This is a genomic window from Acinetobacter piscicola (assembly GCF_002233755.1).
Classification (GTDB): Bacteria; Pseudomonadota; Gammaproteobacteria; order Pseudomonadales; family Moraxellaceae; genus Acinetobacter; species Acinetobacter piscicola.
The window spans coordinates 699,312-723,162 of the sequence record NZ_NIFO01000001.1; the positions used below are offsets into that span (position 1 = coordinate 699,312).

A 23,851-nucleotide genomic window follows, 5' to 3' on the forward strand; every position below is an offset into this window, starting at 1 on the left:
ATATTGCAAAAACAGTATATTACAAATGTAGCCCTGCCTCGAACAATGCGACTGACGTTTCCGCGTATCATATAGTTGGGAACATATCTTATCCCGAGCTTAGGTTAAATATTTTTATTTGTTTAAACACCGTCTATTAAATATGCTTAATGGGCGGTTTCTGTATAAGAACGAGTGGTTGGGAAGGGTTTAGAATCTATAAACCAAGCATGTTTTTTGAAAACTTGTATTTTTATTTGAGGAAACTAAGAGTTCATTTAATAAAATATTAAATGAACATAGTGTATTACTCATCAATGATTTGATGACTTCGTATGTTCAAAATCATATTTTAATTGTCCACTTAGATTGTAGCCTTTTAGAGCACAACCTACTGAAACTGAATGATTTAAGCAACTTCCGTATCAGGTTTTTCCTTTTTGGTTTGTTCAATCAAAAAACCACCTGTTTGTCTTTGCCACAATTGAGCATATATACCATTTTGAGCAACAAGTTCCTCATGTGTACCTTGTTCAGCAATATGTCCTTGGTCTAAAACAATTAAACGATCCATTTGTGCAATGGTCGATAAACGGTGAGCAATTGCAATAACGGTTTTGCCTTGCATCAATTCATCTAAACTCGATTGAATTGCAGCTTCAACTTCTGAATCCAATGCACTGGTTGCCTCATCCAAAATCAAGATGGGTGCATCTTTCAAGAATACCCGTGCAATCGCAATACGTTGTCTTTGACCACCTGACAATTTAACGCCTCGTTCGCCTACATATGCGTCAAATCCAGTACGTCCACGCAAATCTGAAAGTTGCGGAATAAATTCATCTGCTTTAGCTTTACGCACGGCTTCAAACATTTCTTCATCTGTTGCATCTGGACGACCATATTTAATATTTTCAGCAACAGTACGATGTAGTAATGACGTATCTTGAGTGACAAGGGCAATATTTCTACGCAAGCTGTCTTGGGTTACATCTTCAATATTTTGATCATCAATGATAATTTTACCGTGATTGACTTCATAAAAATGTAGAAGTAGCTGAATCAGTGTCGATTTACCCGCACCTGAACGTCCCACAATCCCAATTTTTTCACCTGGTTTTATGTCTAAGTTAAAGTGGTCAATCACATTCTTGTCATTATAGGCAAAGCTGACATCTTTAAATTGAATATTCCCTTTAGCAATAACCAAGGGTTTCGCATCTTCTTTATCTTGAATTTTAATTGGACGCCCCAGTGTTTGCATACCATCTTGAATGGTACCGACATTTTCAAACAACGCTGAAGTTTGCCACATCATAAATTCAGCCATGCTATTTAGTTTCAAGATCATTGCAGTCGTTGCAGCAATCACACCAATCGCAGCTTGACCTTGTAACCATAACCAAACGGCTGTACCCAAAACGCCAAAGAAAAGAACTGCCGTGAGTAAATTAATACAAAATTCATAAGAGGTACCTAAACGCATTTGTTTAAATACGGTCGTCATGAATTCTTTCATGGACTCTTTAGCATATTGGCTTTCACGACCCGCATGAGCAAAAAGTTTTACCGTTTGAATATTGGTATAAGCATCGGTTACGCGCCCAGTCATAATCGAGCGAGCATCTGCTTGTTCTTTTGAAATTTTGCCTAGTTTCGGAATGAAATATAAGGCTGCGCTAACAAACAGAATCAACCATAGAAATAATGGTAATAGTAGAATAGGGGAAATTGAACCCAATACTACACTTATAGTGATGAAATAAATAACAACATAAGTCAGCATATCTCCCAAAATAACCCAAAACTCACGTACAGCTAATGAAGTTTGCATGACTTTGGCAGATAAACGACCTGCAAAATCATTATGAAAGAAATCTAAACCTTGTCTAAGTAATAGGTTATGGAAGCGCCAACGCAGACGCATTGGAAAACTACTATATAAAATCTGATGTCTTACAATCGATTGGATACTCGCAAAGAAAATATTGGCAAGTAAAATACTAGAGAGAATAATTAAATTATTTTTATGCTGTTCTAAGAATGTACTCGGTTTCGATTGGGTTAACCAGTCTACCAAATGACCAATTTGGGCAAAGAATAATGCTTCAAATGTTGCTGTCGCTGCTGTGAAAAGAATAAGAATCAGTAAATAACGCTTTATACCTGTCGCAGCTTGCCAAACAAAAGGGAAAAATTTGGTTGGCAATGGTTCATTTAAGCCTTTAGATGGGTAGGGATCGACTAATTTTTCGAACCATTGCAATATAGATAGCCTGTCCCGCATAGAAACATTTGCAGAATCAGTACTTTGTTCTTTTGATTTGGAAAGCAACAATTTAGAATCACCATTTAAATATGTTTAAATAACGACAAACATGTAAAACATGCGTGAGTAATACAAACTTTACGCCAAATGCTATGCCATAGTCAAAGATGTAAATAGAAGTAAACGATGTGTTTAATGAGAGAAAGTAACCTGTGAATAAGACATTTTGTTTTGGAATATTAAATTTTCAGTACAGAGTAGAATAACAGAAAAGATCATTCACACGCAGAGTGGAAATGAAACAAAATACTGATAGTGTGAATAGAAACTTAGCGACCTAATTCATTAGAGAACGATTTTTGATAAAACTTAAATAAATGGGTTAATGCACAACATTTCTAACAAATTTCAGCAGTTCATGGCTATGGTTATGGTACGAATAAAAAACCGAACTCGAAAAAATAAAAGATGCACCACAACTTAAAACCTTTATTTCCTTTCCAATTTTAAGGGTTAATTCTCCTTGCATAATATAGAGCATTTCTTGCCAGCCCTCTGGATCTGGTTCAGCGATATATGAATCACCAGAAGCTAAAGACCAGACCCACATCTCTGTTTGAGAGGAATGGTTGACTGTACCTAATAATGTTGCATAACTATCAACATGATTTCCTTGCCAAGCTAAAACATCCGTAGAATTAGATTCTTTTATATATACAGGACTCACTAAAGTACTAAAACTAATATTTAAAGCACTTGCAAGCGTATCGAGCTTGGCCAAACTTATATTGATCTGATCTGATTCAAGCGCAATGATGGTACGCCGACTGACTCCAGAACGATCAGCCAAATCTTGTTGGGTAAGCTTTTCTTTTTCTCGGAAAAACCGAATATTTTTGCCTAAAAATTCAAGAACATTGGTCATCTTATTAAGCATTGCAAAATATAATGTGCAATATATTGCACTGCAAATCTGAATAATGCAATAATGTGCAGTATATTGCACATATTGAATTTATTCCGAATGAAACTCATAGATTCTCTTAAAAATCATACAAAACCTGAAATGATACTGATATTGATTACAATGATTTGGGGAGGTACTTTTCTTGCAACTCATTATGTTCTAAATTACACAACACCTATGTTTTTTGTAGGATGTCGATTTTTTGTGGCAGCATTGATTCTGTTCATTTTGACATTTAAAAGCATGAAAAATATGAGCAAAATTGATTGTATCGCGGGTTTTCTCATTGGTGTCGTACTTGCATTTTCTTATGGATTACAAACTATAGGTTTGAAGACAATTACCAGTAGTGAGTCTGCATTTCTAACGGCATTATACATTCCACTCGTCCCGATTTTAATTTGGATTTTTTATCGACAACGCCCTCATCTTTATATCTGGTGTGGTGTTTTTTTTGCATTTATCGGATTGTTACTGCTTACAGGAAATGGTTTTAATCAAATTCATTTTAATTTAGGACAAATATTTACAATACTCAGTGCTGTAGGAATCGCCTTAGAAATCATTTTGATTAGTCTATTTGCTAGTCGAGTAAACCTAAAAAATGTCACGATTATTCAATTGGCCGTTGCATCTATTTTATGTTTTTTCATGATGCCACTTGTTGGTGAAACTGAAATTCCGCCAATCTCTTGGCAATTTACCATCATAACGCTCGGTTTGGGGTTTGCAAGTACATTAATACAATTTGCCATGAACTGGGCACAGCGTACAGTTGATCCTGCTCGTGCTGCAATTATTTACGCAGGAGAACCTGTTTGGACAGCGTTATTTGGACGTCTTGCAGGAGAGCGTCTACCTGTTTTAGCCATGATCGGTGGAGTATTGGTCATTCTCGGCGTTTTGATCAGTGAGTTGAAACCAAAAACCAAAATCGAAACTCAAGACATGTGAAAAAGAAATATATATTTTAAAGTGGTGTATTTTTTTTGAATTTATTAAAATGTTACTGCAATTGGTTGAAAAACCATTATTTTAAAACCTTTGCAGTAACATAAAATTCAATAAATTTTTAATTAGTCATGTCAGCTTCATTTATTTTAGAAGATAACATGGCGTGAAGATCAACACCTGAAGGGGCTTGATACAGTCTTAGACCAAACAATGGAATAATTGCCATTAAATGGTCAAAAATATCAGATTGAATCGCTTCATACTCATTCCAAGCCGTTGTATTGGTAAACGCATAGATTTCTAAAGGCAAACCTTCACTCGTGGTTTGCAACTGACGAACAAGAATAGTGCTGTTTTTGGAAATTCTTGGATGCTGTTTGATATAAGCATCGACATAAACACGGAAAGTCCCAATATTGGTTAATCTGCGTTGGTTATAGACAGATTCATGCTGCAATTGTTGGTTAAAACTTTTTAATTCATCTTGTTTTTGATCGAGGTAATTTTCCAGTAATAAAAACTCTTTTAAGCGACTCTGTGCTTGTAAAGAGAGAAATTGAATACTGGATTGGTCGATATAAATTGAACGTTTAATTCGACGCACACCTGATTGCGACATACCTCGCCAGTTTTTAAAGGTATCTGTAACTAATTTATTGGTTGGAATGGTGGTAAAAGTTTTATCAAAGTTTTCAATGGTCACAGTATGTAATGACATATCAATGACAGTACCATCAGCGCTTAAAGATGGCATTTCAATCCAATCTCCAATGCGAACCATGTCATAAGAGGAAATTTGAACCGAAGCGACTAAAGACAATATCGTGTTTTGGAAAACCAGCATTAACACAGCTGCCATTGCACCAAAACCTGCTAAAAGCGTAAATACATCTTTTTGAAGGAATGTTCCTAAAATCATCAAACCACAAACAATGAAAATAACCAGTTTGACCAACTGTAAATAGCCTTTGATTGGCTTATTTCGTGATTTGGGATTACGTTGATAAATAATATTAAAGACACTTAAAAATTCACTAATCGCCAAAGCAATGGTTAAGAAAATAAAAGCTTGAGCTAACATCTGAGTCATTGAAATGACTTTTTCAGAAAGATGAGGAACGGTCATGATTCCATTCATAATCACAATGGCTGGGATGATATTGGCAATACGGCGAATGACGCTGTGTTGTGCAAAAACTTCATTATTGGCAAATTTTATTTTGGAAATAAGCTTACGAATTCCACGTACAACCACTTGTTTGGCAATAAAATTCGCTGCCAATGCAAATATAATAAGCAAGCTTAAAGATGTCAGCATTTCTAACCAAGGGTATTGATCAGACCAATCTCTAAGATTTTGGATGAATTCATATTTTTCCAAAAGTAAAACCTCTGAGTTTAAATTAGAGGCTATTCTATTGATTTTGAATAAAGATCACATTTTAGGTAACGTATTTACCACATTAAAAGCACTTGAATTAACCAATTTTTTTGTTTTAGGAGGATTTAGATGAGGTGTCTAGTATAACGAGACCATGAGAATGGGCTTAATTCTCATGGTCTAATGCCGTTTAAAATGCTTCAGCAGATGCTAAATTCCACATTCTAAAATAGAAATTTTCATCATCTTTATTTTCACAATTTAATAATTCCCCATTTTTCATCCAAAAGTGAAGTTGAGCATAGGTTTTAATTTCACGGTCATTAATACGTTGCGCCAAATGGTGTGCTTTAATTTCAGCGGGGTGCTGTAAACCAGCGGCTGCAATCATTTCGGCTAAAGCTTTTAAAGTATTTCTTTGGAAATTAAAGACGCGTTCAGATTTGTTAGGAACATCGAGTGCTTTTTGGCGTTCTTTATCCTGCGTCGCTACACCAACTGGACATTGGTTGGTATGGCAACTCTGCGCTTGAATACAACCCACTGCAAACATAAAACCACGTGCGCAATTGACCCAATCTGCACCAGTTGCCATTATGCTCGCAATATCAAAAGCACTGATGATTTTACCACTTGCTCCCACTTTAACTTGATCACGTAAACCAGCACCAACTAAGGTATTGTGTACAAAGAGTAAACCTTCACGTAATGGTGTTCCCATATGGTCGATCAATTCGATAGGCGCTGCGCCTGTACCGCCTTCAGAGCCATCGACCACTATAAAATCAGGGACAATTTTAGTTTCAAGCATGGCTTTTACAATGCTCATAAACTGCCATGGTTGCCCGATACAGAGTTTAAAACCTACAGGTTTTCCATTGGATAATTCACGGAGTTTTTGAATAAAGTGCATCATTTCAATTGGCGTGCTGAAAGCAGAATGTGCCGCAGGGGAAACACAGTCTCGATCACGTGGTACACCACGAATTTGTGCAATTTCTTCACTAATTTTATGTTTAGGTAAAATTCCGCCATGTCCTGGTTTAGCGCCTTGAGAGAGCTTAATTTCAATCATTTTAATTGAATCCAGTATGGCTTGTTTTTGGAATTTTTCTGGGTCAAATTTGCCATCTAAAGTACGACACCCAAAATAACCACTGCCAAGCTCCCAGACAACGTCACCACCATATTCAAGATGATAAGGGCTTAAGCTACCTTCGCCTGTGTCATGGTAAAAGTTACCCATTTGAGCGCCTTTGTTCAGTGCACGAATCGCATTAGCACTTAAACTGCCAAAGCTCATCGCTGAAATATTCATAATCGATGCACTATAAGGCTGTGAACATTGTGCATTTCCAATACTAATTCTAAAACTATTGTAATCAGCCGGTTTTTTGGGTGCTAAAGAATGCGTTAAAAAACGATAATCTTCCTGATAAACGTCAATAATTGAGCCAAAAGGTTTATCTGCATTTTCATTTTTTGCACGTTGGTAAACCAAACTGCGTTGTGAGCGTGAAAAAGGCAGGGCATCCTCATCTGATTCAATAAAATATTGTCGAATTTCTGGACGAAAGCTTTCAAAGAAAAAACGGAAATGTCCCATAATTGGGTAATTTCTTAAAATAGCGTGTTTGCTTTGTATAATGTCATATATACCGACAATACTCAGTATGATGGTCAGTAGCCAAACGACATTGAGAAAAGTATCTGAAAAGAAGTAATAAATAAAATGTGTTTCATAAAAGAAAATAATCCATGTCAGATAGATTGAAATAAACAGACATAGAAACCAAACGGAATATCGTGAAAAAAATGTATTTAAGAACTTACTTCTTATTGCTTGAGCGGGGCTTGCCATATGAGTAGTTGGTCCAACTGAAGACGATCATAGTGACTAAGTTGCCAATTTTAAGTGGTTTTCTCAAGTGACGAATTGTTAGAAATAAGAAAGATTCTATTTTAAAGCATGAATAAACATTTAAGCACTCAACGGATGATTCAAAAAACTGCTCAAAAATAGAAAATACTTTTAGATTTTTTGTGCAAATAAAGTCGCAAAGCGTTGTTTAATACGCTTACCTTGTTCATCGACGCGGTGTAATTCACCAATGTTCTCGTTATATTTTAAAATTTTCCAACCCTGATAATAATTAAGCAGTTCATTTTCTTTAAAACTAAAAGGAAAGTCGCCTAATACAGGATAATCATCTGTATCCATTGCACAAACAATCAAATTAAACCCATGCAGATGTGTTGCTTGTTGCATATTTTGAATGAGCGTAGGGATTGTTTCGGGTTGTAAAAACATCATTACAACGGTTGAAAATATAAAATTGTAAGTTGAGTTTATATTTTGATCTGTATTTAAATCGCGAATGCCTGTATGAATATTTTGTAAGTTTTCAGTCTGAATAATATCGTCTAATATTTGAATGCTTTGTGGGTTTATATCAAAAGCATCGACCTGAAAACCATGTTGATTCAGATATAAACTATTTCGACCCGTACCACAGCCAATATCTAGCGCTTTGCCTTTAGGAATATAAGGTATTGCTGCTAAAATCTCTGAATGTGTTGCTGTTAATTTGTATTTTTTCTCAAAATAAATATTGGGTTCACAATAAAAGCTCAGTTGACATTCTACATCCTCGGATGCAGATACAATTTTGTGCCAAGCTTGAGGAGGAATAAACGGAGGCTGAGAATCTGTATTAAATTCATGCTCAGAAAGGATGTCCCCAGTTTCACTCAACATTGCAAAATGAATCGTACCTTGAATAATATTTAATTTTGCCCAAGTGCCTTGCTTGGTATTATGTGGACGTTTAAAGCCTTGAGGAATGGTCGAAAATTGCCAGATCGGAAGTTGTTGATAACAACGTAAATCATTCATATACCACTCCTTTTAGCTTATTTTAAAACAGAGTCTAAACTTAATCTTCAAGTTAAAAATTCAGCTTAAATATCTTGTTTAGACTCCTTGTACTATACGTTATTGTTCTGTTGGAACAAGCATCAGCACAGACTCATTTAAAAGCAGACTGAGGTCTTCTAAAATCTCCTCATCTGCTAAGTTTTGATTCAATGCAACACTTTGACCATCTGCAATTTGTTGTAAAAATGGTGTGAATTGTTCAGAAATACAAATAGCCTCACCATTCGCCCAAAATAAAACTTGATCGTCTTGATCTGAGTAGAGTAAACGAGAAGCAGGCTCTAATTGAATTAAATAGCCCTGATCTAAGGCGTCTTCTAAATCACCTGTGCCAAGTTCCTCAGCTTCGGGAATATTTTCAGGGTATTTAGATTCCGACATTAAGCTCATTATTGCATCATCTAAAACAATCGAGTTTTGCAATTGAGTCAAAACCTCTGCCTTTAAATACGCCAATTCATTTTCAGTCACTTCGCCAGCGCGTGAAACTTGATCACGAATAATATCGATTAAAGGATTTTTTAAGCTTTGATTTTCTGAGAATTTGTCACAAACTCGATCCATCATATCAGTCACATTTGGCATACGGAAGCCAAAAGAGAAGGTGAGGCATTCATCTTCAGCAACACCGTAATGTGCCAAACCTGGTGGTACATAGAGTAAGTCACCAGGGGCTAAAACTTCGTCAAAATGTACATCGATGTCTGTGAGTAATTTAAGCGGTTGTCCTGCAACAAAGTCTGTATTTTCATCACACATTTGTCCCAGTTGCCAGCGACGGTGTCCATAGCCTTGTACTAAAAATACATCATAGAAGTCGAAATGTTTTCCAACAGAACCGCCTTGAGGTGCATAAGACACCATAATATCGTCACGGCGCCACTGCGGAATAAACGGAAATTTTTTCCAAAGTTCGGCTAAATCAAAAGAGTAATGATCAATAGCTTGAACCAGTAAAGTCCAAAGCTTTGGCATCTTTTGAAAATCACCTTTGATGAGTGGTGAATTTTTAACTGACCATTGATTCGGATCTTTGTCTTTTTGTTTGATTAAACGTGCAGTGACATTTTCATCGAGTGCCAATTCCATAACATCATTGGGTTCTAAAATATGGGCAATTTCAGGTAATGCGTTACGAACCAATAATGGTTTTTTTTGCCAGTATTCTGAGAGGAATTGTTCTGCGGTGATTCCGCCTAAAACATCTAAAGGTTGCGACATGAAAATAGCCTAAGCAAATTTGAATCAATATTGGGTGTATTGTCTTATGAGATGAAAAGAGGTGCAAGAAAAAAGCAAATATAATTAATTCAGATTTATGGATTTTTTATAAAAAATTTTTATACTGATAAAGGTATTTAATCAATAATAATTTTGACTTTAATATGAAATTTAAACTTGCTTTTCTAACTCTTGTACTTCTCTCTGTAGGGGTAAGTGTTTGCGCAGAAAGCCCTACACTTAAAAATATTAATAATTATCAAAAAGAATCAGCTAAATCAAAGCCACGAATAATCAAAACTGATAATTTTGAGGATGCTTTGGAAAATTTAATTAAAGAAGGATATATACCGATTAAATCAGAAACTTATAGTAATGGTGCAGTTTTTTTTAATTATGATCATGGCATTAATGAATTACAAAAAAATGCAAGAAATTTAGGGGCACAGATCGTTTTATTTAGTAAGTCTGACGATTACAGTACATCATTAGTAACTGATTATAGTTTATCAAATTTCAGAGATATTCCTCAAACACACAAAGATTTTGAAAGTTATAATGATAATTCTCAAACATATATTAATGGATCTTTAACTCGTTCATCGATGCGTTCAGTAAATTCAACTGAGTATGAAGTATCTTATTTTTCTAAATTTAATTCAGCAACTGGCATATATCCAAAAGATTTATCTGATAAAGAAAAAAATAAAATGGGTTTAACTACTGGAGTTGAAGCAATTACAATTTCAGCTAGGTCTCCAGCTGATGGTCAAATTCTAAAAAATGATATTATTCTTAAAATAGGTAATGATAACATTATGAATATGAATAGTTTTATTGAATCTTCAAACAATTTAAAGAAAGGTTTTATTTTTATAGAAATACTACGTAAAGGACAAAAAATGACTAAAATTATTGCACTTAATGAGTAGATTCTTTAAATCTTAATTTTAATAAAGCATCCATGCTTATGTAGTGATCAATCAAGGCAAATTCATCCCTAACTTTCTTAAAATATTACACAATTGAATCATTGGCATACCCATTAAGGTCGTTTGATCCTGACCAATCATTTGTTCAAATAAACTGATGCCTAAACTTTCACACTTAAAACTACCTGCGCAATGCAAAGGTTGATCTATTTCAATATAGCGTTTGATTTCATCAAGACTTAAATCTCGAAATTTAACATGATAATGTTCAACCAATGTTTGCTCAAAACCTAAAGCCAAATATTGCACACTTAATGCTGTACTGAAAAAAACATTTTTACCTGAATTGGCTTGTAACTGTTGAATGGCATTATCTACAGATAACGGCTTACCGATAAATTCTTGCGGCGCATGTTCACGCCATGCCACTTGATCTGAACCAATCACAATAGCGTTTGGATTTTCTTGGGCAATCACTTGTGCCTTTTCAAAAGCCAAACGCTTAGCCAAATCGTCAGCATGTGTTTCACCCTGAACAGATTCATCAATATCAGGAGAAATACAACGATAATCCAATCGTAAACGATTCATTAAATCTTTACGTGTTTGGCTCGAAGACGCCAAAATGATTTCAGGATGGTTTATCTTTGGATTATTCATTTTTACATTATTCATCAAAAGTTAAACTGCATATTCCATCAGGACATCTAATGGAACATAAGACAAAACAGCTTTATGACATGCCTGTAATTTTACCCGTGGCGCCATATCATTTTGATAGGCTTCAACCCAACGTGTAACGCATAAACACCAAAAATCACCGGGTTCTAGACCAGGGAAGCCGTGCTCAGGTAAAGGGGTGATTAAATCATTGCCTACTTTTTGGGAATAATTGAGAAACTCCGAGGTCATTTCAGCACAGACGGTATGCTGACCAAGATCAGACGGTGCTGTATGGCAAAAACCATTACGGAAATAGCCTGTAATAGGTGAGTAACAACAGCTTGCCAAAGGCTCGCCTAATACATTTAAACCATTAATTTTAGGATCTGGATGAAAAGACATAAGCGTACAAATTTTCGAAGTTAACACTATGATAATCAAATCTGAATATTTCTACAGCTTTTCTACAAAAGTATCTAACCTTTTTTTGCGTAATCATTTAGAATCTACGCGATTTTTAATATCTATAAAGAGAGCTATACATGAATTTTCAGCGTATGACTGACCTTGATTTAACGGGCAAGCGTGTTCTTATTCGTGAAGATTTAAACGTTCCTGTTAAAAATGGTGTGATTACAAGTGATGCACGTTTACGTGCAGCATTACCAACAATTAAGCTAGCACTAGAAAAAGGTGCAGCTGTAATGGTTTATTCTCACCTAGGTCGTCCTGTTGAAGGTGAACCAAAATCAGAGCAGTCACTTGCGCCAGTAGCAGCGTATTTGACGGAAGCTTTAGGACAAGAAGTAAAATTATTTACTGATTATTTAGAGGGTGTTGACGTTGCAGCAGGACAAGTTATTCTACTTGAAAACTGTCGTTTCAACGTTGGCGAAAAGAAAAATAATCCTGAACTTGCAGCAAAATATGCAGCACTTTGCGATGTATTTGTCATGGATGCTTTCGGTACGGCGCATCGTGCAGAAGCTTCAACTGAAGGTGTAGCTCGTTTAGCGAAAGTTGCTGCGGCAGGTCCATTATTGGCTGCTGAGTTAGATGCACTTGGTCGTGCATTGCAAACACCTGAAAAACCAATGGTTGCCATTGTTGCAGGTTCTAAAGTTTCTACAAAACTCGATGTATTAACTTCACTTTCTGATATTTGTGACCAGTTAATTGTTGGTGGTGGTATTGCCAATACTTTCTTGGCTGCTGCTGGTTTCAATGTCGGTAAATCATTATGTGAAAATGATTTAATCGATACGGCTAAAGCGATTGCGGCTAAAGTATCTGTACCACTTCCTACAGACGTTGTGGTTGCTGATGCTGCTGAAATTGATTTTTCAGACTTCTTAGGTTCTTTAGCAAATGCTAAAGCGACTGTGAAAAAAGTTGAAGATGTGACTGATAACGACATGATTTTAGATGTTGGCCCAGAAACTGCAAAAGCGTTTGCAGAAATCTTGAAAACATCTAAAACTATTCTTTGGAATGGTCCTGTGGGCGTATTTGAAGTTGATCAATTCGGCGAAGGCACAAAAACTTTATCTTTAGCGATTGCTGAATCAGCTGGATTCTCTATTGCAGGTGGTGGTGATACTTTGGCTGCTATTGATAAATATGAAGTTGCTGACAAAATCGGTTATATCTCGACGGGTGGTGGTGCATTCCTTGAATTTGTAGAAGGTAAAACACTTCCAGCAGTTGCAGTATTGTTAGAGCGTGCATAATAGAGTTGTGTTTATTTAAATATCGAGTGTGGTTATTTTAGATAACGTCAGTTCGGGATAAGTTCTGATGTAAGCAATTAAAAAAGCTAGATCATGCACGACGGAGTTTTACTCTTTAAAGTCAAATGTAAGTATTAACCTTCGGTTCGACCTACTTTTCTTTCGGGAAAAGTAGGCAAAACCATTTGTCAGTCGCAAACTCGGCCAATACCGCTATGTACTTAATGTATTGCAAAAACAGTAAATGACGTATGTAGTCCTGCCTCAAACAACGCGACTGACGTTCTCGCGTATCATATATCTAGAACATATCTTATCTCGAACTAAAGTTAGATAAATAACGATTTTGTGAATCGGCTGACCATGTGTCAGCCTTTTTTATTCAGCGATTCACAATTAAGTCATCAAAATGAAATATATCTGCAATAAAATCGTGAGCATTAAATCACCAGCTGTGGAAAAATGTGATGAAATTTAAATTTGCACTGATTGCACTTATTCTTGCGCCTTTAGCTTTAACGGCGTGTAGTAAACAAGACAAAGCACCTGCATCTGAACAAACTTCAGCTTCAGGCGTAGCAGCAGAATCAGAAAAGCTAAGTCCAGAACAACAAGCAGCAATCGATGCGATTGATAAGCCTGTATTAGATGAAAAAAATACAGATGTTCCGGCTGAAAAAGCCAATGCACCTGCCGATGTTGCGACTCCTGCAACTGAACAAGAAGCACCAAAAGCACAATAATTTATTTTGCTTTGTTGTTATTTGTTAAAAATCCCTGCTAAAGCAGGGATTTTTTATGAAATAGTGAATATTGTTGCTGAATTGAAATAATTCCCCATGTAGAATATCGGGCATTACCTGGGAGGATATTATGGCACTTATTTCATTGCGCCAGCTCTTGGATCATGCCGGCGAACATAACTACGGCGTTCCAGCGTTTAACGTAAACAATTTAGAACAAATGCGCGCAATCATGTTAGCCGCAGACGAAACGAATTCACCTGTAATCGTGCAAGCTTCTGCTGGTGCGCGTAAATATGCAGGTGCTCCATTCTTACGTCATCTTATTTTGGCAGCAATTGAAGAATGGCCACATATTCCAGTGGTAATGCATCAAGATCATGGTACAGATCCTGGCGTATGTCAGCGTTCTATCCAACTGGGCTTTTCATCTGTAATGATGGATGGTTCGTTAGGTGCAGATGGTAAAACACCGACAACGTATGAATATAACGTAGATGTAACTCGCCGTACTGTTGCAATGGCGCATGCATGTGGTGTTTCTGTAGAAGGTGAAATTGGTTGCTTAGGTAGCCTTGAAACTGGTTTGGCTGGTGAAGAAGATGGTGTGGGCGCAGAAGGCGTTCTTGACCATTCTCAACTTCTGACTTCTGTTGAAGAAGCACGTCAATTCGTCGCAGATACCAATGTAGATGCTTTGGCAATTGCTGTAGGTACTTCACACGGTGCATACAAATTTACACGTCCACCTACAGGTGATATTTTGGCAATTGACCGCATTAAAGAAATTCATGCGGCACTTCCAAATACACATCTTGTTATGCATGGTTCGAGCTCTGTTCCTCAAGAATGGTTAGCTGTGATCAACCAATACGGCGGCGACATCAAAGAAACTTATGGTGTTCCTGTTGAGCAATTGGTTGAAGCGATCAAGCATGGTGTTCGTAAAATCAACATCGATACAGATTTACGTTTAGCGTCTACAGGTGCGATGCGCCGTATGATGGCTGAACAACCAAGTGAATTTGATCCGCGTAAATTCTTTGCTAAAACTGTTGATGCAATGAAACAAATTTGCGTAGATCGTTATACTGCATTTGGTACAGCAGGTAATGCTGACAAGATCCGTCCAATTTCTTTAGAGCAAATGGTCGATCGTTATAAATAATTTTTAACGTTATTTATACAGCGCTATACAGTAGAAGCCCACGTTATTGTGGGCTTTTTCTTGAATAATAAACGAATGAAAGAAGATAACAATGGAACTTATATTTTCAGCAGCATTGTGTAGTGTACTGGTATCAATCCTTTTAAAGTTTGCCAAAAATAAAGGTTTTGATGCTTTACAAATGATTGCTTGGAATTATGCCATTGCCAGTATTTTAAGTTATTTATGGTTTAAACCTGATTTGGTGCATATCTCGGTTTCAGCGACACCGTGGTGGCTGATCATTGTTTTAGGTATGGTATTACCCAGTATCTTTTTGTGTTTAGCCAAATCATTACAGACAGCAGGTATTCTAAAAACTGAAATTGCACAACGGTTATCTGTTGTATTGTCGCTATTAGATGCTTATTTCTTATTTCAAGAACAGTTTAGTCAATTGAAAATAATCGGGGTAGTACTGGGTATTACCGCCGTGTTATGTCTTATTTTTTCACAATCAGGTGCATCAAAGACCACGTTAAATCGCAATGGGATGTTTTTTCTGCTTAGCGTATGGATTGGTTATGCGATTGTCGATATTTTATTAAAATACACCACAAGTTTGGGGCTGCAATTCCCTGTAATATTAACTTTGATGTTTATTTGTGCTTTTATTCTTTCTATTGTTTATCTTCTTATTCAAAAAGCACAATGGAAAATAAAAAATATTGTCGCGGGTTTGCTTTTAGGATTTTTAAATTTTGCCAATATCGCGTTATATGTAAAAGCACATATTCTATTAAAAGACTCTCCAGCCATCGTTTTTGCTGGGATGAATATTCTCGTTGTGCTATTTGGTGTGATTGCAGGTTTATTCATTTTCAAAGAGAAACTGAACAATATAACGGTACTTGGTCTTGTTTTAGGACTTGCAGGCGTAATGTGCTTGGCTTTAGCGATTTGAAAATTAAAATAATGGAGTAAATTATGATCGAAAACTTATTCTTAGAAAATGTTGAATTGGTACAAAATAATGTACGTCTTATTCCTTTATCTTATGTACATGAACAAGGGCTTGCAGAAGCCTGTAAAGATGGCGAATTGTGGAATTTGAGAATTACTTCGGCACCACATTTTTCAGAAGTTAAACAATATATCGAAACAGCCTTAGAGCAAAAGGCGCAGGGAAGTCGTTATCCCTTTGCTGTAATCGAAGAAAGTACAGGAAAAGTGCTTGGAACGACCAGTTTTCACGATATTTTATTACAAGTAAAACGTTTTGAGATTGGTTATACATGGTATGCAAAATCGGTACAGCGAACGCATGTAAATACAACCTGTAAGTTACTGTTATTGAAGTTCGCATTTGAACAACTTCAGGCCAATACTGTGGGGCTACGTACAGATCAATTTAATTTTAAAAGCCAAAAAGCAATTGAGCGTTTAGGTGCTAAAAAGGATGGTGTCATCCGTGGTCATGCTTTGCGTAAGGATGGCACGATTCGAGATACGGTCATGTATAGTATTGTTCAAGCTGAGTGGGAAAATGTGAAAGCACATTTAGAGGACTTATTGGCGAGTCATTAAATCGGCTTCGTTACATCAATAAAATCAGTAACACATTCTAAGATGGATATTTCAAACTATTGATTACTTATGGATTTTGAATAATATAAATCATTGTCTTCTAACTTGATAAAGTTGAAAAGATTTTTCTCTAATACTTTGATTGAAGCGGTATTTTGTGGATCGACATAGGCTTCAAGATATTGAATAGGAAAAGTTTCTGTTAAATGTGCTTCAAGCCATTCAACAGCTTTGGAGGCATAGCCTTTGCCCCAAAATGGTTTAAAAATAACATAACCAATTTGAACAGTTTCTTGTTGCGGGAAAAGCGTTGCTTGTAAAGTTCCGATTGGTTGTTTAAGTACTGAATCATTGAAAATAACCCAGTTCATCCAAATTTCATCAGCAGTTACTGAACCTTGAATTAAACGTGAATATCTTTCTTCAAGCGCTTGTATAGATAAGTATTTTTGATCTGGAATATAGTGGTAAAGCGCATCTTCTTGCAAATATTCAAAGAGTATATTTGCATGGTCGATATTTAAACTTTGAAAATAAATTTTAGTCATTAATGTATTTAACCGCTTTAGTGAGTCTGTATTTGTTGTAAATGTCTTTGCTTCTATTTTGTCATGATAATACTTAAATAACTGATGTTAGACATTTGAAACAATATGTATGATCTAAATGTTTAAAATAATAAATCTTTAACAGAGTCTTACATGTAACGTTTATATTTAGGAATAAGCCCACTGCGTCTTGCGCTACGGTTAAAGTAGTACTTTAACCGAGCTCAGGCTCGACCTGAGAGGTACTACCTCGTAAGGCTTTCGGGAAAATGAAAAGCGAAGTTTTGCAAGAAAACCACCTTGCGGAGCTTTGCTCCTCACCGCTGAACTCGTTCAATACCCTCTACTAATCAGATTTATCGCAAAAACATTCACATTCAAATATAGTCCTGCCACAAACAATAGCGGATGACGTTTTCACGTATCAATTAATCATTATGAAGAAAATTAAAAGAATTAGACTATCACCGTTTAATATGCGTTAAATAATTGAATACTAATCAAAATTCAGATTATTGATTCCGATATTGACTAGGACTGAGTTCAAATTGCTTTTTAAAAGCTTGGCTAAATGCTGTTTCAGAAGAATAACCGACTTGGTGGGCAATTTGTTGAATAGAAAGTTGACCTTGTTTAAGCAATTGGCTGGCTAAACGAAGTCGATGCTGTTGCAAATAAGCCAAAGGTGTTTCTCCAACAATCTGATTGAATAAATTGGCAAATTTAGAACGTGACATGCAACAGGTTTCAGCCAGTGTTTCTACCGTCCAGCCTAATTCGGGTTGGCTATGAATAGCAGCGAGCGCATTGGAAAGCTCAGGATGAATTAAGGCATTCAGCCAGTTGTTCTGATGCTGCATTTGTTCAATATAATCACGTACACATTCAATTACCATGATACTGACCACATGATCCATGATCTTGTTTTTACCCGCCATGGTTCGGCGAGTCTCAGCTGAAACAAAATATAACCCGATACGTAACCACTCAGGTGCTTCATCACTCAATGCATTTTGTATATGCAAGTAGGGTGGTAAGGCATTCACTAAGGGTTTTGCCATAATCGCATTGAGTTGACATCTGACGGTGAGGATTAAGGTCTTTTCACTTTCACCTTGACCAAACTCAATCGCATCTTGTCTTAAGCCATTAAATAGTGAATGAATACTTAATACTTCAACCAATTTTTGATCTGCTGTCGCCATGACTTGATGTTGTAATCCAGCAGGGATCAACAGCATGTCACCTGTGTTTAAATTTAAACTTTGATGATTCAATTTAATATGCGCTTGACCATATAAAATAATATGTGCAATCACTGCAGATTGTTCTGCGTATTCAAAAGCCCAAGCACCTTGAGCCTGCAAATAGATATATTCAGAGTGATTTAGATGAATATCATCAAAAATTTTACTCAGTGCATCCATAGACTTATTTCAATATCCCATAGCGATGATTATAAAACCCATAGCTTGTTAAAGCATGTGCGAATAGGACAATTTCTAGGTTGAATGTGCCAAAGACTTTTACATAGCTTTTTTGGACGATCACAACTGTTGTTCAATGCCCGAATAAACAAATATATACATAAGAATAAGGCATTAAAAGGTGAAGTTATGAATGCTCCAGTACAAATGACTGAATTACAGCTTCAGGATGTAAAGCAAAAGTCAGGTTTTCAGCTCGATAAAAAAAGATATTTATGGATGATTAGTCCATCATTACCTGTGATTGGTTTAGGTATTTTAGCAGGCTATCATGTTGCGCCAAAACCTTTGAAAAAAGTATTTGCACTGGGCGGCCCAATTGTTTTGCATGTGATTATTCCAACAATTGATTCACTCATTGGTAAAGATAAAAACAATCCAACAGCTGAAGATGTAAAATTACTCGAGCAAGATCCTTACTATGCGCGTTTGGTGAAATCATTTATTCCGATTCAATATGCTGCCAATGTCTATGCTTGTTATTTGGTTGGACGTAAACAAACGTCGTTACTGGATAAAATTTTATTAGGCATGTCCATGGGCGCGATTAACGGCATTGCGATCAATACTGCACATGAGTTAAGTCATAAACATGATCGTATGGATCATATTCTTTCGCATTTGGCTTTAGTACCTTCTGGTTATAACCATTTCCGTATTGAACATCCGTATGGGCATCATAAACGTGCAGCAACACCAGAAGATCCTGCTTCTTCAAAGATGGGTGAAACATTCTATGAGTTTTTACCACGTACCGTGATTGGCTCATTCAAATCTGCGATTGAAATTGAAACTAATCGTTTAAAGCGTAAAGGTTTAGGTTTTTGGTCGAAAGAAAATGAATTATTACAAGGTTGGGGAATGACCACGGCTTTTCATTCTTCAATGATTGGTTTATTTGGAACAGGCATATTGCCTTACTTAGCAACCCAATCGGCTTATAGTATTGGTTTGTTTGAAGTGATTAATTATATTGAGCATTATGGTTTATTACGTCAAAAGAGTGAAAATGGTAAATATGAACGTACTATGCCAGAGCATAGTTGGAATAATAACAACATTGTAACTAACTTATTCTTATACCAGTTACAACGTCATTCAGACCATCATGCTTATCCTACACGCCCGTTCCAAGCGTTGCGTCATTTTGATGAAGCACCTGAATTACCAAGTGGTTATGCAAGTATGTTATTACCTGCATTGATTCCTTCTTGGTGGTTTAAGATCATGGATAAACGCGTATTTGATCATTATCAAGGCGATTTGAATAAAGCTAATATTTTCCCAAAACGCCGTGCAAGCTTATTCAAAAAGTTTGGTGTGATTGATAAGTTATTAAATTCATCGAAACAAGATGTTTAAGATATTTTATTGATTAAGTGACTGATCTAAAAAGCCCTTCCTTTTTCAAAGGAGGGGATTTTTATGGAAAAGTGGTGGCATGCTCTTCGCAACACAAGGATTTAAATATTCTGAAATAAATAACGTCAGTTCGGGATAAACTCTGATGTAAGTTATTGAAAAAATAGATCAGGCACAACGGAGTCTTATCATTTAAAGTCCGATGTAAGGATTAACCCACTTCGTCTTGCACTTCGCTTGAAATATATTTCAATCTTGTTCAGGTTCGACCTGAGAGGTACTACCTCGCAAGGCTTTCGGGAAAAGTAGGCAAAACCATTTGTCAGTCGCGAACTCGACAGATACTATCAAGTACCTAATATATCGCAAAAACAGTATATTACAGGTGTAGTCCTGCCTCGAACAATGCGACTGACGTTTCCGCGTATCATATAATTGGAAACATATCTTATCCCGAGCTCAGGTTAAATAGTAATGTTAATGAGAGACTTTCATGTGCTGATTCATTCTTTCCAGTTTTTGCTGTTCGATCTGTTGTTTGATCTTAAAAATCGTATCATCAATATCCATCATGGATAAAACATCAAGGTATGGTTTTGCAGGGTGGTCATCTGAAAGCTGTAATCTTTGATATTCGTTTCCAGCTAAATTTCTATGCAAAAAACCATAATCTATCAATGTTCTACGCAATTCAACATGATCAATCCACAGTATGCTTCCAATACCATTTAACCAGTGTTTCAGTGCTTCATTAACATCTTTTTCACTGAGTATTTGGGATGATGGAACGGTCAATGAAGCCAATGCCAAACAGGTCTGAAATTCTTCATGCTTTAGGTTTTTAAGCGTGAAATCTTTTTTCTTTAAAAGACGTTGTAGTATTGCCAATATATCTTGTTGATGAATGGTGATTCCAGAAGTCGTCGTATTCATTTTAAACTCTTTTTGTTTATATCACTGTAAAAGCGAATTTTTCCTTATCCATTTTTACTTTTTTGGATTTAGATGTTGATTAAACCAATAGGTCGAAGTGTTTGATTTATTCATTAAAAATCAAACAGCAGTGTATAAAAATAAAGCAAAATTTTAAATTAATTTTCTAATAAAACAACAAATAAATTTTTATACAATTATTTTCAAGCTAGTTGTAACTAATGAGATTGTCGTAAAGCATTCTGCTACAACGACATAGTGTATGTGTTAAAAGCGTAAAGTTTGTATCGTACTTATCGCTGTTTATAGACAATTCGCAGGCTTAGGTACACCTGCCAAACGGCTTAAATGACGAGCCACTAAACCTGTATTAAATTTCTCTTGTAAAACAGCATTATTAATCTCAGGGCTCACTGTTTTCATTAAAAATTTAATCAATGGGCGTGTTGCAGGTGAGTGCCCAAATTGTGCATAGAATTGGCGTACAGATTGAAGTATTTCAAAATGCCATGCGGTTAACTCTAAGTCTAAAGTTTTGGCTAAGATTTGTGCGACATCTTCATTCCAAACGGTGTAATCAAGTAAATGACCGTCTTGATCTAATTCCAAATTTAGTTCTAAACTCATAAAATAGCCTAAGCAAATTGAATCACAGATTTATACTGCTGATTTCATGGATATAAATACTACGAAAAGAGAATATTTAAACGGATTGAATGTAAAACATATTCAAATATTACCGTACTGCATGATGCAAAATCTCATTCGTTTTATTAGTTTAAACGAATACAACGCTTAAAATCTAAAACCAAGTCTGCAAATTGATCATATGACAGCTTTTGTATCTGTGCGGGTAAATATCCAACTAAAATTTCAGCATCATTTTCCAATACAGCAACATGCTGTTTATTTAAAATACGTGGGTCTTGGGCAAATAGAACAGCATCGCCCATTAAAACCACAGAATCATGTGTTGAATAGATGCGTTCTAATTGATTTAAAACAGCATCTGTATGTTGAAAAGAGGATTGAATTAAATAAAGCGTTTTATCCGACATGAATGGTTACCTGATTGAGCCTTTTACCAATACAACACATGGTCAAATGATTGAATAAATTCAGCATTTAAATCAATAAATGCGAGTTCTTGTTGTGATTGCGTAACGAAATTTAAATTTTTATCCTTATTTTCTACAAAAACAGGAGTCAAATCATAAAACTCGAAGCTATCCACCATGTTTGATGCAACCTTGAAGGCGTGTTTTAACCCATCAAAAGCTGTATCTGCATGCAATAAACTCAACGCTGCACCTTGTAGTAACACTTTGACTTCACTACCAAAAGTTGCTAAAACCATGGTTGCTGAAAGACTCTCATGTACGTGTAAGCTATTCAAATTGGCTTGGGTTAATATGACAAGTACAGTTTTCACACAATTTACCTTTTAAATGCAACAATTGAATAAAAATAACAACCTAGAATTGAATTAAGCGATCTGTAGATTGAACAGCATCTGCAAGTTCACCTAAGCCGACAAGTTCAAATCCTTGAGCAAGGTTAGCAGTGTGAATTTGGTGACGCTTTGCATTCTCCTCATCTGTGATCCCACGTGCTAAAGCGGCACTGACACATACAGGCAGCATGATTGCTAGTTTCTGCCATTCAGCAGTTAAGTTGCGTTGATCGTCAGGTATCCATTGCAAATTATTCGCAACTTGTACACCGTCTTGGTAGAAGAAAACGCGGAAATCTTGATTTTTGCTTTTTAAAGCTTGCGCAAGACCTAAAGCATGCCACGCATGGATAGAGTATGGCGCAGAGGTGATTAGCAATAATGTACTCATTGGAATTTCACTTGGAGAATGGGAAGCGGCTGTGCAACATTCAAACTTGATAATAAATAGGTAGTATACAATGATTTTAGTGACTGGTGGTTTAGGCTTTATCGGCTCGCATGTGGTTTTAAGCTTGCTTGCTCAAGGGCAAGAGGTCGTCATTGTTGATAACTTAGCCAATGCGAATTTACAGTCTTTAGAACGTCTAGAATATATTACGGGAATGTATATTCCTTTTGTCAAAATTGATATCAGAAATACACCTGCTTTAAATAAAGTTTTTGAACAATATTCGATTGATGTGGTCATCCACTGTGCAGGATTTAAGTCGATTGAAGAGTCTGTGCTTAAACCGCTTGAATATTATAATGATAATGTCAGTTGCATCATGAGCTTATTACGTGCCATGCAACGAACAGGCGTACGAAATTTAGTACATATTTCAAGTATGGCTGCTTATGCACAGTCTAGTACTGAGTTGAATGAACACACCGCGTTTAATTATTCTTATCCAAACCCATACATCAAATCACAGCAAATGATCGAAGAAATTATTCGAGATACATTTAGAACGGATAATGAATGGGGCATTGCAATTCTAAGAGTTGCAAATGTCGTGGGTGCTTTTGAACATGGTGTACTCGGTGAATTTGTTGCGCCGATGCCGAAAAATATCGTGCCATTGATTTTACAAGTTGCAGCGCAGCAGCGAGAAGTGATTGAATTACAGCAGAATGCGCAAACGCAAGATGGAACAACAGAGCGTAGCTTTGTCCATGTACTCGATGTTTGTGATGCAATCCAAGCCAGTACGCTGTGGTTGCAAGGGCAACACAATGTCTGCGAAAGTTTTGATATCACAGGGCATTTATCGTCTATTAAAAACTTAATTAAAATTGCTGAGGAAGTGACAGAAACGGAAATTCCGCAGATGGTTGCACCGTATCAAATTCAAGAAATTGACCAAGTTGCATCAAATAGCACCAAAGCGTTAGAAATATTGCAATGGCAACCAAAACGGTCATTAAAACAAATGATTGAGGACGAATGGAGATTTTTCCAAAATACGCTAAATAATCGCTAACGGTATTGTAAATTTAAATAAATGCAAATAATTATCATTTACATTTATTGTGTTAATGTTTAGCATAGCGTAAATACGATTGATGTTTTAG

Annotated in this window: 24 protein-coding genes; 9 read left to right on the forward strand and 15 right to left on the reverse strand. The window is 36.1% G+C overall.

The annotated features are described in order from the left end of the window. Positions 1–388: 388 nt before the first annotated feature. The gene (locus CDA10_RS08210; RefSeq protein WP_089605191.1) at positions 389–2,248 is read right to left on the reverse strand and encodes an ABC transporter ATP-binding protein; all 1,860 of its coding nucleotides are present in this window, start codon (positions 2,246–2,248) and stop codon (positions 389–391) included. A 382-nt stretch (positions 2,249–2,630) separates the two neighbouring features. Beyond that, the gene (locus CDA10_RS08215; protein WP_089605114.1) at positions 2,631–3,173 is read right to left on the reverse strand and encodes a helix-turn-helix domain-containing protein; all 543 of its coding nucleotides are present in this window, start codon (positions 3,171–3,173) and stop codon (positions 2,631–2,633) included. Between the two features lie 99 nt (positions 3,174–3,272). Between CDA10_RS08215 and CDA10_RS08220 the strand changes: the two genes are divergently transcribed. Continuing rightward, positions 3,273–4,169 carry a DMT family transporter gene (locus tag CDA10_RS08220; RefSeq protein ID WP_089605115.1) on the forward strand — a complete coding sequence of 299 codons (897 nt, stop codon included), beginning with the start codon at positions 3,273–3,275 and terminating at the stop codon, positions 4,167–4,169. A gap of 118 nt (positions 4,170–4,287) precedes the next feature. On the opposite strand, the gene CDA10_RS08225 is transcribed toward CDA10_RS08220, so the two are convergent. The 4 genes from CDA10_RS08225 to CDA10_RS08240 form a co-directional block, all read right to left on the reverse strand. Beyond that, a complete protein-coding gene (locus CDA10_RS08225; RefSeq protein WP_089605116.1) occupies positions 4,288–5,550 on the reverse strand; it encodes a mechanosensitive ion channel family protein in 1,263 nt (420 codons plus the stop codon). A 190-nt stretch (positions 5,551–5,740) separates the two neighbouring features. Further along, positions 5,741–7,411 (reverse strand): FMN-binding glutamate synthase family protein, encoded by a 1,671-nt coding sequence (locus CDA10_RS08230; RefSeq protein WP_089605117.1) that lies wholly within the window; start codon positions 7,409–7,411, stop codon positions 5,741–5,743. Positions 7,412–7,582: 171 nt separating this feature from the next. Further along, complete coding sequence (gene tehB, locus CDA10_RS08235; protein WP_089605118.1) at positions 7,583–8,446, reverse strand: SAM-dependent methyltransferase TehB; 864 nt, start codon at positions 8,444–8,446, stop codon at positions 7,583–7,585. 99 nt (positions 8,447–8,545) lie between these two features. Continuing rightward, positions 8,546–9,709, reverse strand: coding sequence for a ribosomal protein uL16 3-hydroxylase (locus CDA10_RS08240; RefSeq protein WP_089605119.1), 1,164 nt, complete (start codon positions 9,707–9,709; stop codon positions 8,546–8,548). Positions 9,710–9,873: 164 nt separating this feature from the next. On the opposite strand from CDA10_RS08240, the gene CDA10_RS17005 reads away from it, so the two are divergent. After that, positions 9,874–10,641: a PDZ domain-containing protein gene (locus CDA10_RS17005; protein ID WP_228704606.1), complete on the forward strand. Its 768-nt coding sequence runs from the start codon at positions 9,874–9,876 to the stop codon at positions 10,639–10,641. Positions 10,642–10,692: 51 nt separating this feature from the next. On the opposite strand, the gene CDA10_RS08250 is transcribed toward CDA10_RS17005, so the two are convergent. After that, positions 10,693–11,286: a Maf family protein gene (locus tag CDA10_RS08250; RefSeq protein WP_089605193.1), complete on the reverse strand. Its 594-nt coding sequence runs from the start codon at positions 11,284–11,286 to the stop codon at positions 10,693–10,695. Between the two features lie 36 nt (positions 11,287–11,322). After that, positions 11,323–11,706, reverse strand: coding sequence for a DUF2237 family protein (locus tag CDA10_RS08255; protein WP_089605120.1), 384 nt, complete (start codon positions 11,704–11,706; stop codon positions 11,323–11,325). Between the two features lie 140 nt (positions 11,707–11,846). Between CDA10_RS08255 and CDA10_RS08260 the strand changes: the two genes are divergently transcribed. The 5 genes from CDA10_RS08260 to CDA10_RS08280 all read left to right on the forward strand — a co-directional run bounded on the left by CDA10_RS08260 (position 11,847) and on the right by CDA10_RS08280 (position 16,511). After that, positions 11,847–13,034, forward strand: a complete 1,188-nt coding sequence (locus CDA10_RS08260; protein ID WP_089605121.1) for a phosphoglycerate kinase — start codon at positions 11,847–11,849, stop codon at positions 13,032–13,034. A gap of 467 nt (positions 13,035–13,501) precedes the next feature. Beyond that, entirely contained in the window at positions 13,502–13,777 is a 276-nt protein-coding gene (locus CDA10_RS08265; RefSeq protein WP_089605122.1) for a hypothetical protein, read from the forward strand. 130 nt (positions 13,778–13,907) lie between these two features. After that, positions 13,908–14,945, forward strand: coding sequence for a class II fructose-bisphosphate aldolase (fba, locus tag CDA10_RS08270; RefSeq protein WP_089605123.1), 1,038 nt, complete (start codon positions 13,908–13,910; stop codon positions 14,943–14,945). A gap of 91 nt (positions 14,946–15,036) precedes the next feature. After that, positions 15,037–15,888 carry a DMT family transporter gene (locus CDA10_RS08275; RefSeq protein WP_089605124.1) on the forward strand — a complete coding sequence of 284 codons (852 nt, stop codon included), beginning with the start codon at positions 15,037–15,039 and terminating at the stop codon, positions 15,886–15,888. A 23-nt stretch (positions 15,889–15,911) separates the two neighbouring features. Beyond that, complete coding sequence (locus CDA10_RS08280; RefSeq protein ID WP_089605125.1) at positions 15,912–16,511, forward strand: GNAT family N-acetyltransferase; 600 nt, start codon at positions 15,912–15,914, stop codon at positions 16,509–16,511. Positions 16,512–16,567: 56 nt separating this feature from the next. On the opposite strand, the gene CDA10_RS08285 is transcribed toward CDA10_RS08280, so the two are convergent. Continuing rightward, complete coding sequence (locus tag CDA10_RS08285) at positions 16,568–17,059, reverse strand: GNAT family N-acetyltransferase (RefSeq protein WP_089605126.1); 492 nt, start codon at positions 17,057–17,059, stop codon at positions 16,568–16,570. Between the two features lie 512 nt (positions 17,060–17,571). Continuing rightward, positions 17,572–18,486 carry an AraC family transcriptional regulator gene (locus tag CDA10_RS08290; protein ID WP_089605127.1) on the reverse strand — a complete coding sequence of 305 codons (915 nt, stop codon included), beginning with the start codon at positions 18,484–18,486 and terminating at the stop codon, positions 17,572–17,574. 189 nt (positions 18,487–18,675) lie between these two features. On the opposite strand from CDA10_RS08290, the gene CDA10_RS08295 reads away from it, so the two are divergent. Continuing rightward, a complete protein-coding gene (locus CDA10_RS08295; RefSeq protein WP_089605128.1) occupies positions 18,676–19,908 on the forward strand; it encodes an alkane 1-monooxygenase in 1,233 nt (410 codons plus the stop codon). Between the two features lie 477 nt (positions 19,909–20,385). Here CDA10_RS08295 and CDA10_RS08300 read toward each other — a convergent pair whose 3' ends face one another. From CDA10_RS08300 to tusD, 5 genes are all read right to left on the reverse strand, one after another. Next, entirely contained in the window at positions 20,386–20,841 is a 456-nt protein-coding gene (locus CDA10_RS08300) for a DUF2087 domain-containing protein (protein WP_089605129.1), read from the reverse strand. Positions 20,842–21,144: 303 nt separating this feature from the next. Further along, positions 21,145–21,468: a TusE/DsrC/DsvC family sulfur relay protein gene (locus CDA10_RS08305; protein WP_089605130.1), complete on the reverse strand. Its 324-nt coding sequence runs from the start codon at positions 21,466–21,468 to the stop codon at positions 21,145–21,147. 146 nt (positions 21,469–21,614) lie between these two features. Further along, positions 21,615–21,899 carry a DsrH/TusB family sulfur metabolism protein gene (locus CDA10_RS08310; RefSeq protein WP_089605131.1) on the reverse strand — a complete coding sequence of 95 codons (285 nt, stop codon included), beginning with the start codon at positions 21,897–21,899 and terminating at the stop codon, positions 21,615–21,617. Between the two features lie 23 nt (positions 21,900–21,922). Beyond that, positions 21,923–22,273: a hypothetical protein gene (locus CDA10_RS08315; RefSeq protein WP_089605132.1), complete on the reverse strand. Its 351-nt coding sequence runs from the start codon at positions 22,271–22,273 to the stop codon at positions 21,923–21,925. 43 nt (positions 22,274–22,316) lie between these two features. Continuing rightward, a complete protein-coding gene (tusD, locus tag CDA10_RS08320; RefSeq protein WP_089605133.1) occupies positions 22,317–22,685 on the reverse strand; it encodes a sulfurtransferase complex subunit TusD in 369 nt (122 codons plus the stop codon). A gap of 70 nt (positions 22,686–22,755) precedes the next feature. Here tusD and CDA10_RS08325 point away from each other — a divergent pair, with 70 nt between their 5' ends. Beyond that, on the forward strand, positions 22,756–23,760 hold the full coding sequence (locus tag CDA10_RS08325) for an SDR family NAD(P)-dependent oxidoreductase (RefSeq protein WP_089605134.1): 1,005 nt from the start codon (positions 22,756–22,758) through the stop codon (positions 23,758–23,760). Positions 23,761–23,851: the final 91 nt, after the last annotated feature.

What these genes read in the sequence shown, in the direction of transcription:
- CDA10_RS08215 (WP_089605114.1), bottom strand. Translation starts at nt 3,173, where the DNA reads ATGACCAATGTTCTTGAATTTTTAGGCAAAAATATTCGGTTTTTCCGA.
- CDA10_RS08220 (WP_089605115.1), top strand. Translation starts at nt 3,273, where the DNA reads ATGAAACTCATAGATTCTCTTAAAAATCATACAAAACCTGAAATGATA.
- CDA10_RS08230 (WP_089605117.1), bottom strand. Translation starts at nt 7,411, where the DNA reads ATGGCAAGCCCCGCTCAAGCAATAAGAAGTAAGTTCTTAAATACATTT.
- tehB (WP_089605118.1), bottom strand. Translation starts at nt 8,446, where the DNA reads ATGAATGATTTACGTTGTTATCAACAACTTCCGATCTGGCAATTTTCG.
- CDA10_RS08240 (WP_089605119.1), bottom strand. Translation starts at nt 9,709, where the DNA reads ATGTCGCAACCTTTAGATGTTTTAGGCGGAATCACCGCAGAACAATTC.
- CDA10_RS17005 (WP_228704606.1), top strand. Translation starts at nt 9,874, where the DNA reads ATGAAATTTAAACTTGCTTTTCTAACTCTTGTACTTCTCTCTGTAGGG.
- CDA10_RS08255 (WP_089605120.1), bottom strand. Translation starts at nt 11,706, where the DNA reads ATGTCTTTTCATCCAGATCCTAAAATTAATGGTTTAAATGTATTAGGC.
- CDA10_RS08260 (WP_089605121.1), top strand. Translation starts at nt 11,847, where the DNA reads ATGAATTTTCAGCGTATGACTGACCTTGATTTAACGGGCAAGCGTGTT.
- CDA10_RS08265 (WP_089605122.1), top strand. Translation starts at nt 13,502, where the DNA reads ATGAAATTTAAATTTGCACTGATTGCACTTATTCTTGCGCCTTTAGCT.
- fba (WP_089605123.1), top strand. Translation starts at nt 13,908, where the DNA reads ATGGCACTTATTTCATTGCGCCAGCTCTTGGATCATGCCGGCGAACAT.
- CDA10_RS08275 (WP_089605124.1), top strand. Translation starts at nt 15,037, where the DNA reads ATGGAACTTATATTTTCAGCAGCATTGTGTAGTGTACTGGTATCAATC.
- CDA10_RS08280 (WP_089605125.1), top strand. Translation starts at nt 15,912, where the DNA reads ATGATCGAAAACTTATTCTTAGAAAATGTTGAATTGGTACAAAATAAT.
- CDA10_RS08285 (WP_089605126.1), bottom strand. Translation starts at nt 17,059, where the DNA reads ATGACTAAAATTTATTTTCAAAGTTTAAATATCGACCATGCAAATATA.
- CDA10_RS08290 (WP_089605127.1), bottom strand. Translation starts at nt 18,486, where the DNA reads ATGGATGCACTGAGTAAAATTTTTGATGATATTCATCTAAATCACTCT.
- CDA10_RS08295 (WP_089605128.1), top strand. Translation starts at nt 18,676, where the DNA reads ATGAATGCTCCAGTACAAATGACTGAATTACAGCTTCAGGATGTAAAG.
- CDA10_RS08300 (WP_089605129.1), bottom strand. Translation starts at nt 20,841, where the DNA reads ATGAATACGACGACTTCTGGAATCACCATTCATCAACAAGATATATTG.
- CDA10_RS08305 (WP_089605130.1), bottom strand. Translation starts at nt 21,468, where the DNA reads ATGAGTTTAGAACTAAATTTGGAATTAGATCAAGACGGTCATTTACTT.
- CDA10_RS08310 (WP_089605131.1), bottom strand. Translation starts at nt 21,899, where the DNA reads ATGTCGGATAAAACGCTTTATTTAATTCAATCCTCTTTTCAACATACA.
- tusD (WP_089605133.1), bottom strand. Translation starts at nt 22,685, where the DNA reads ATGAGTACATTATTGCTAATCACCTCTGCGCCATACTCTATCCATGCG.
- CDA10_RS08325 (WP_089605134.1), top strand. Translation starts at nt 22,756, where the DNA reads ATGATTTTAGTGACTGGTGGTTTAGGCTTTATCGGCTCGCATGTGGTT.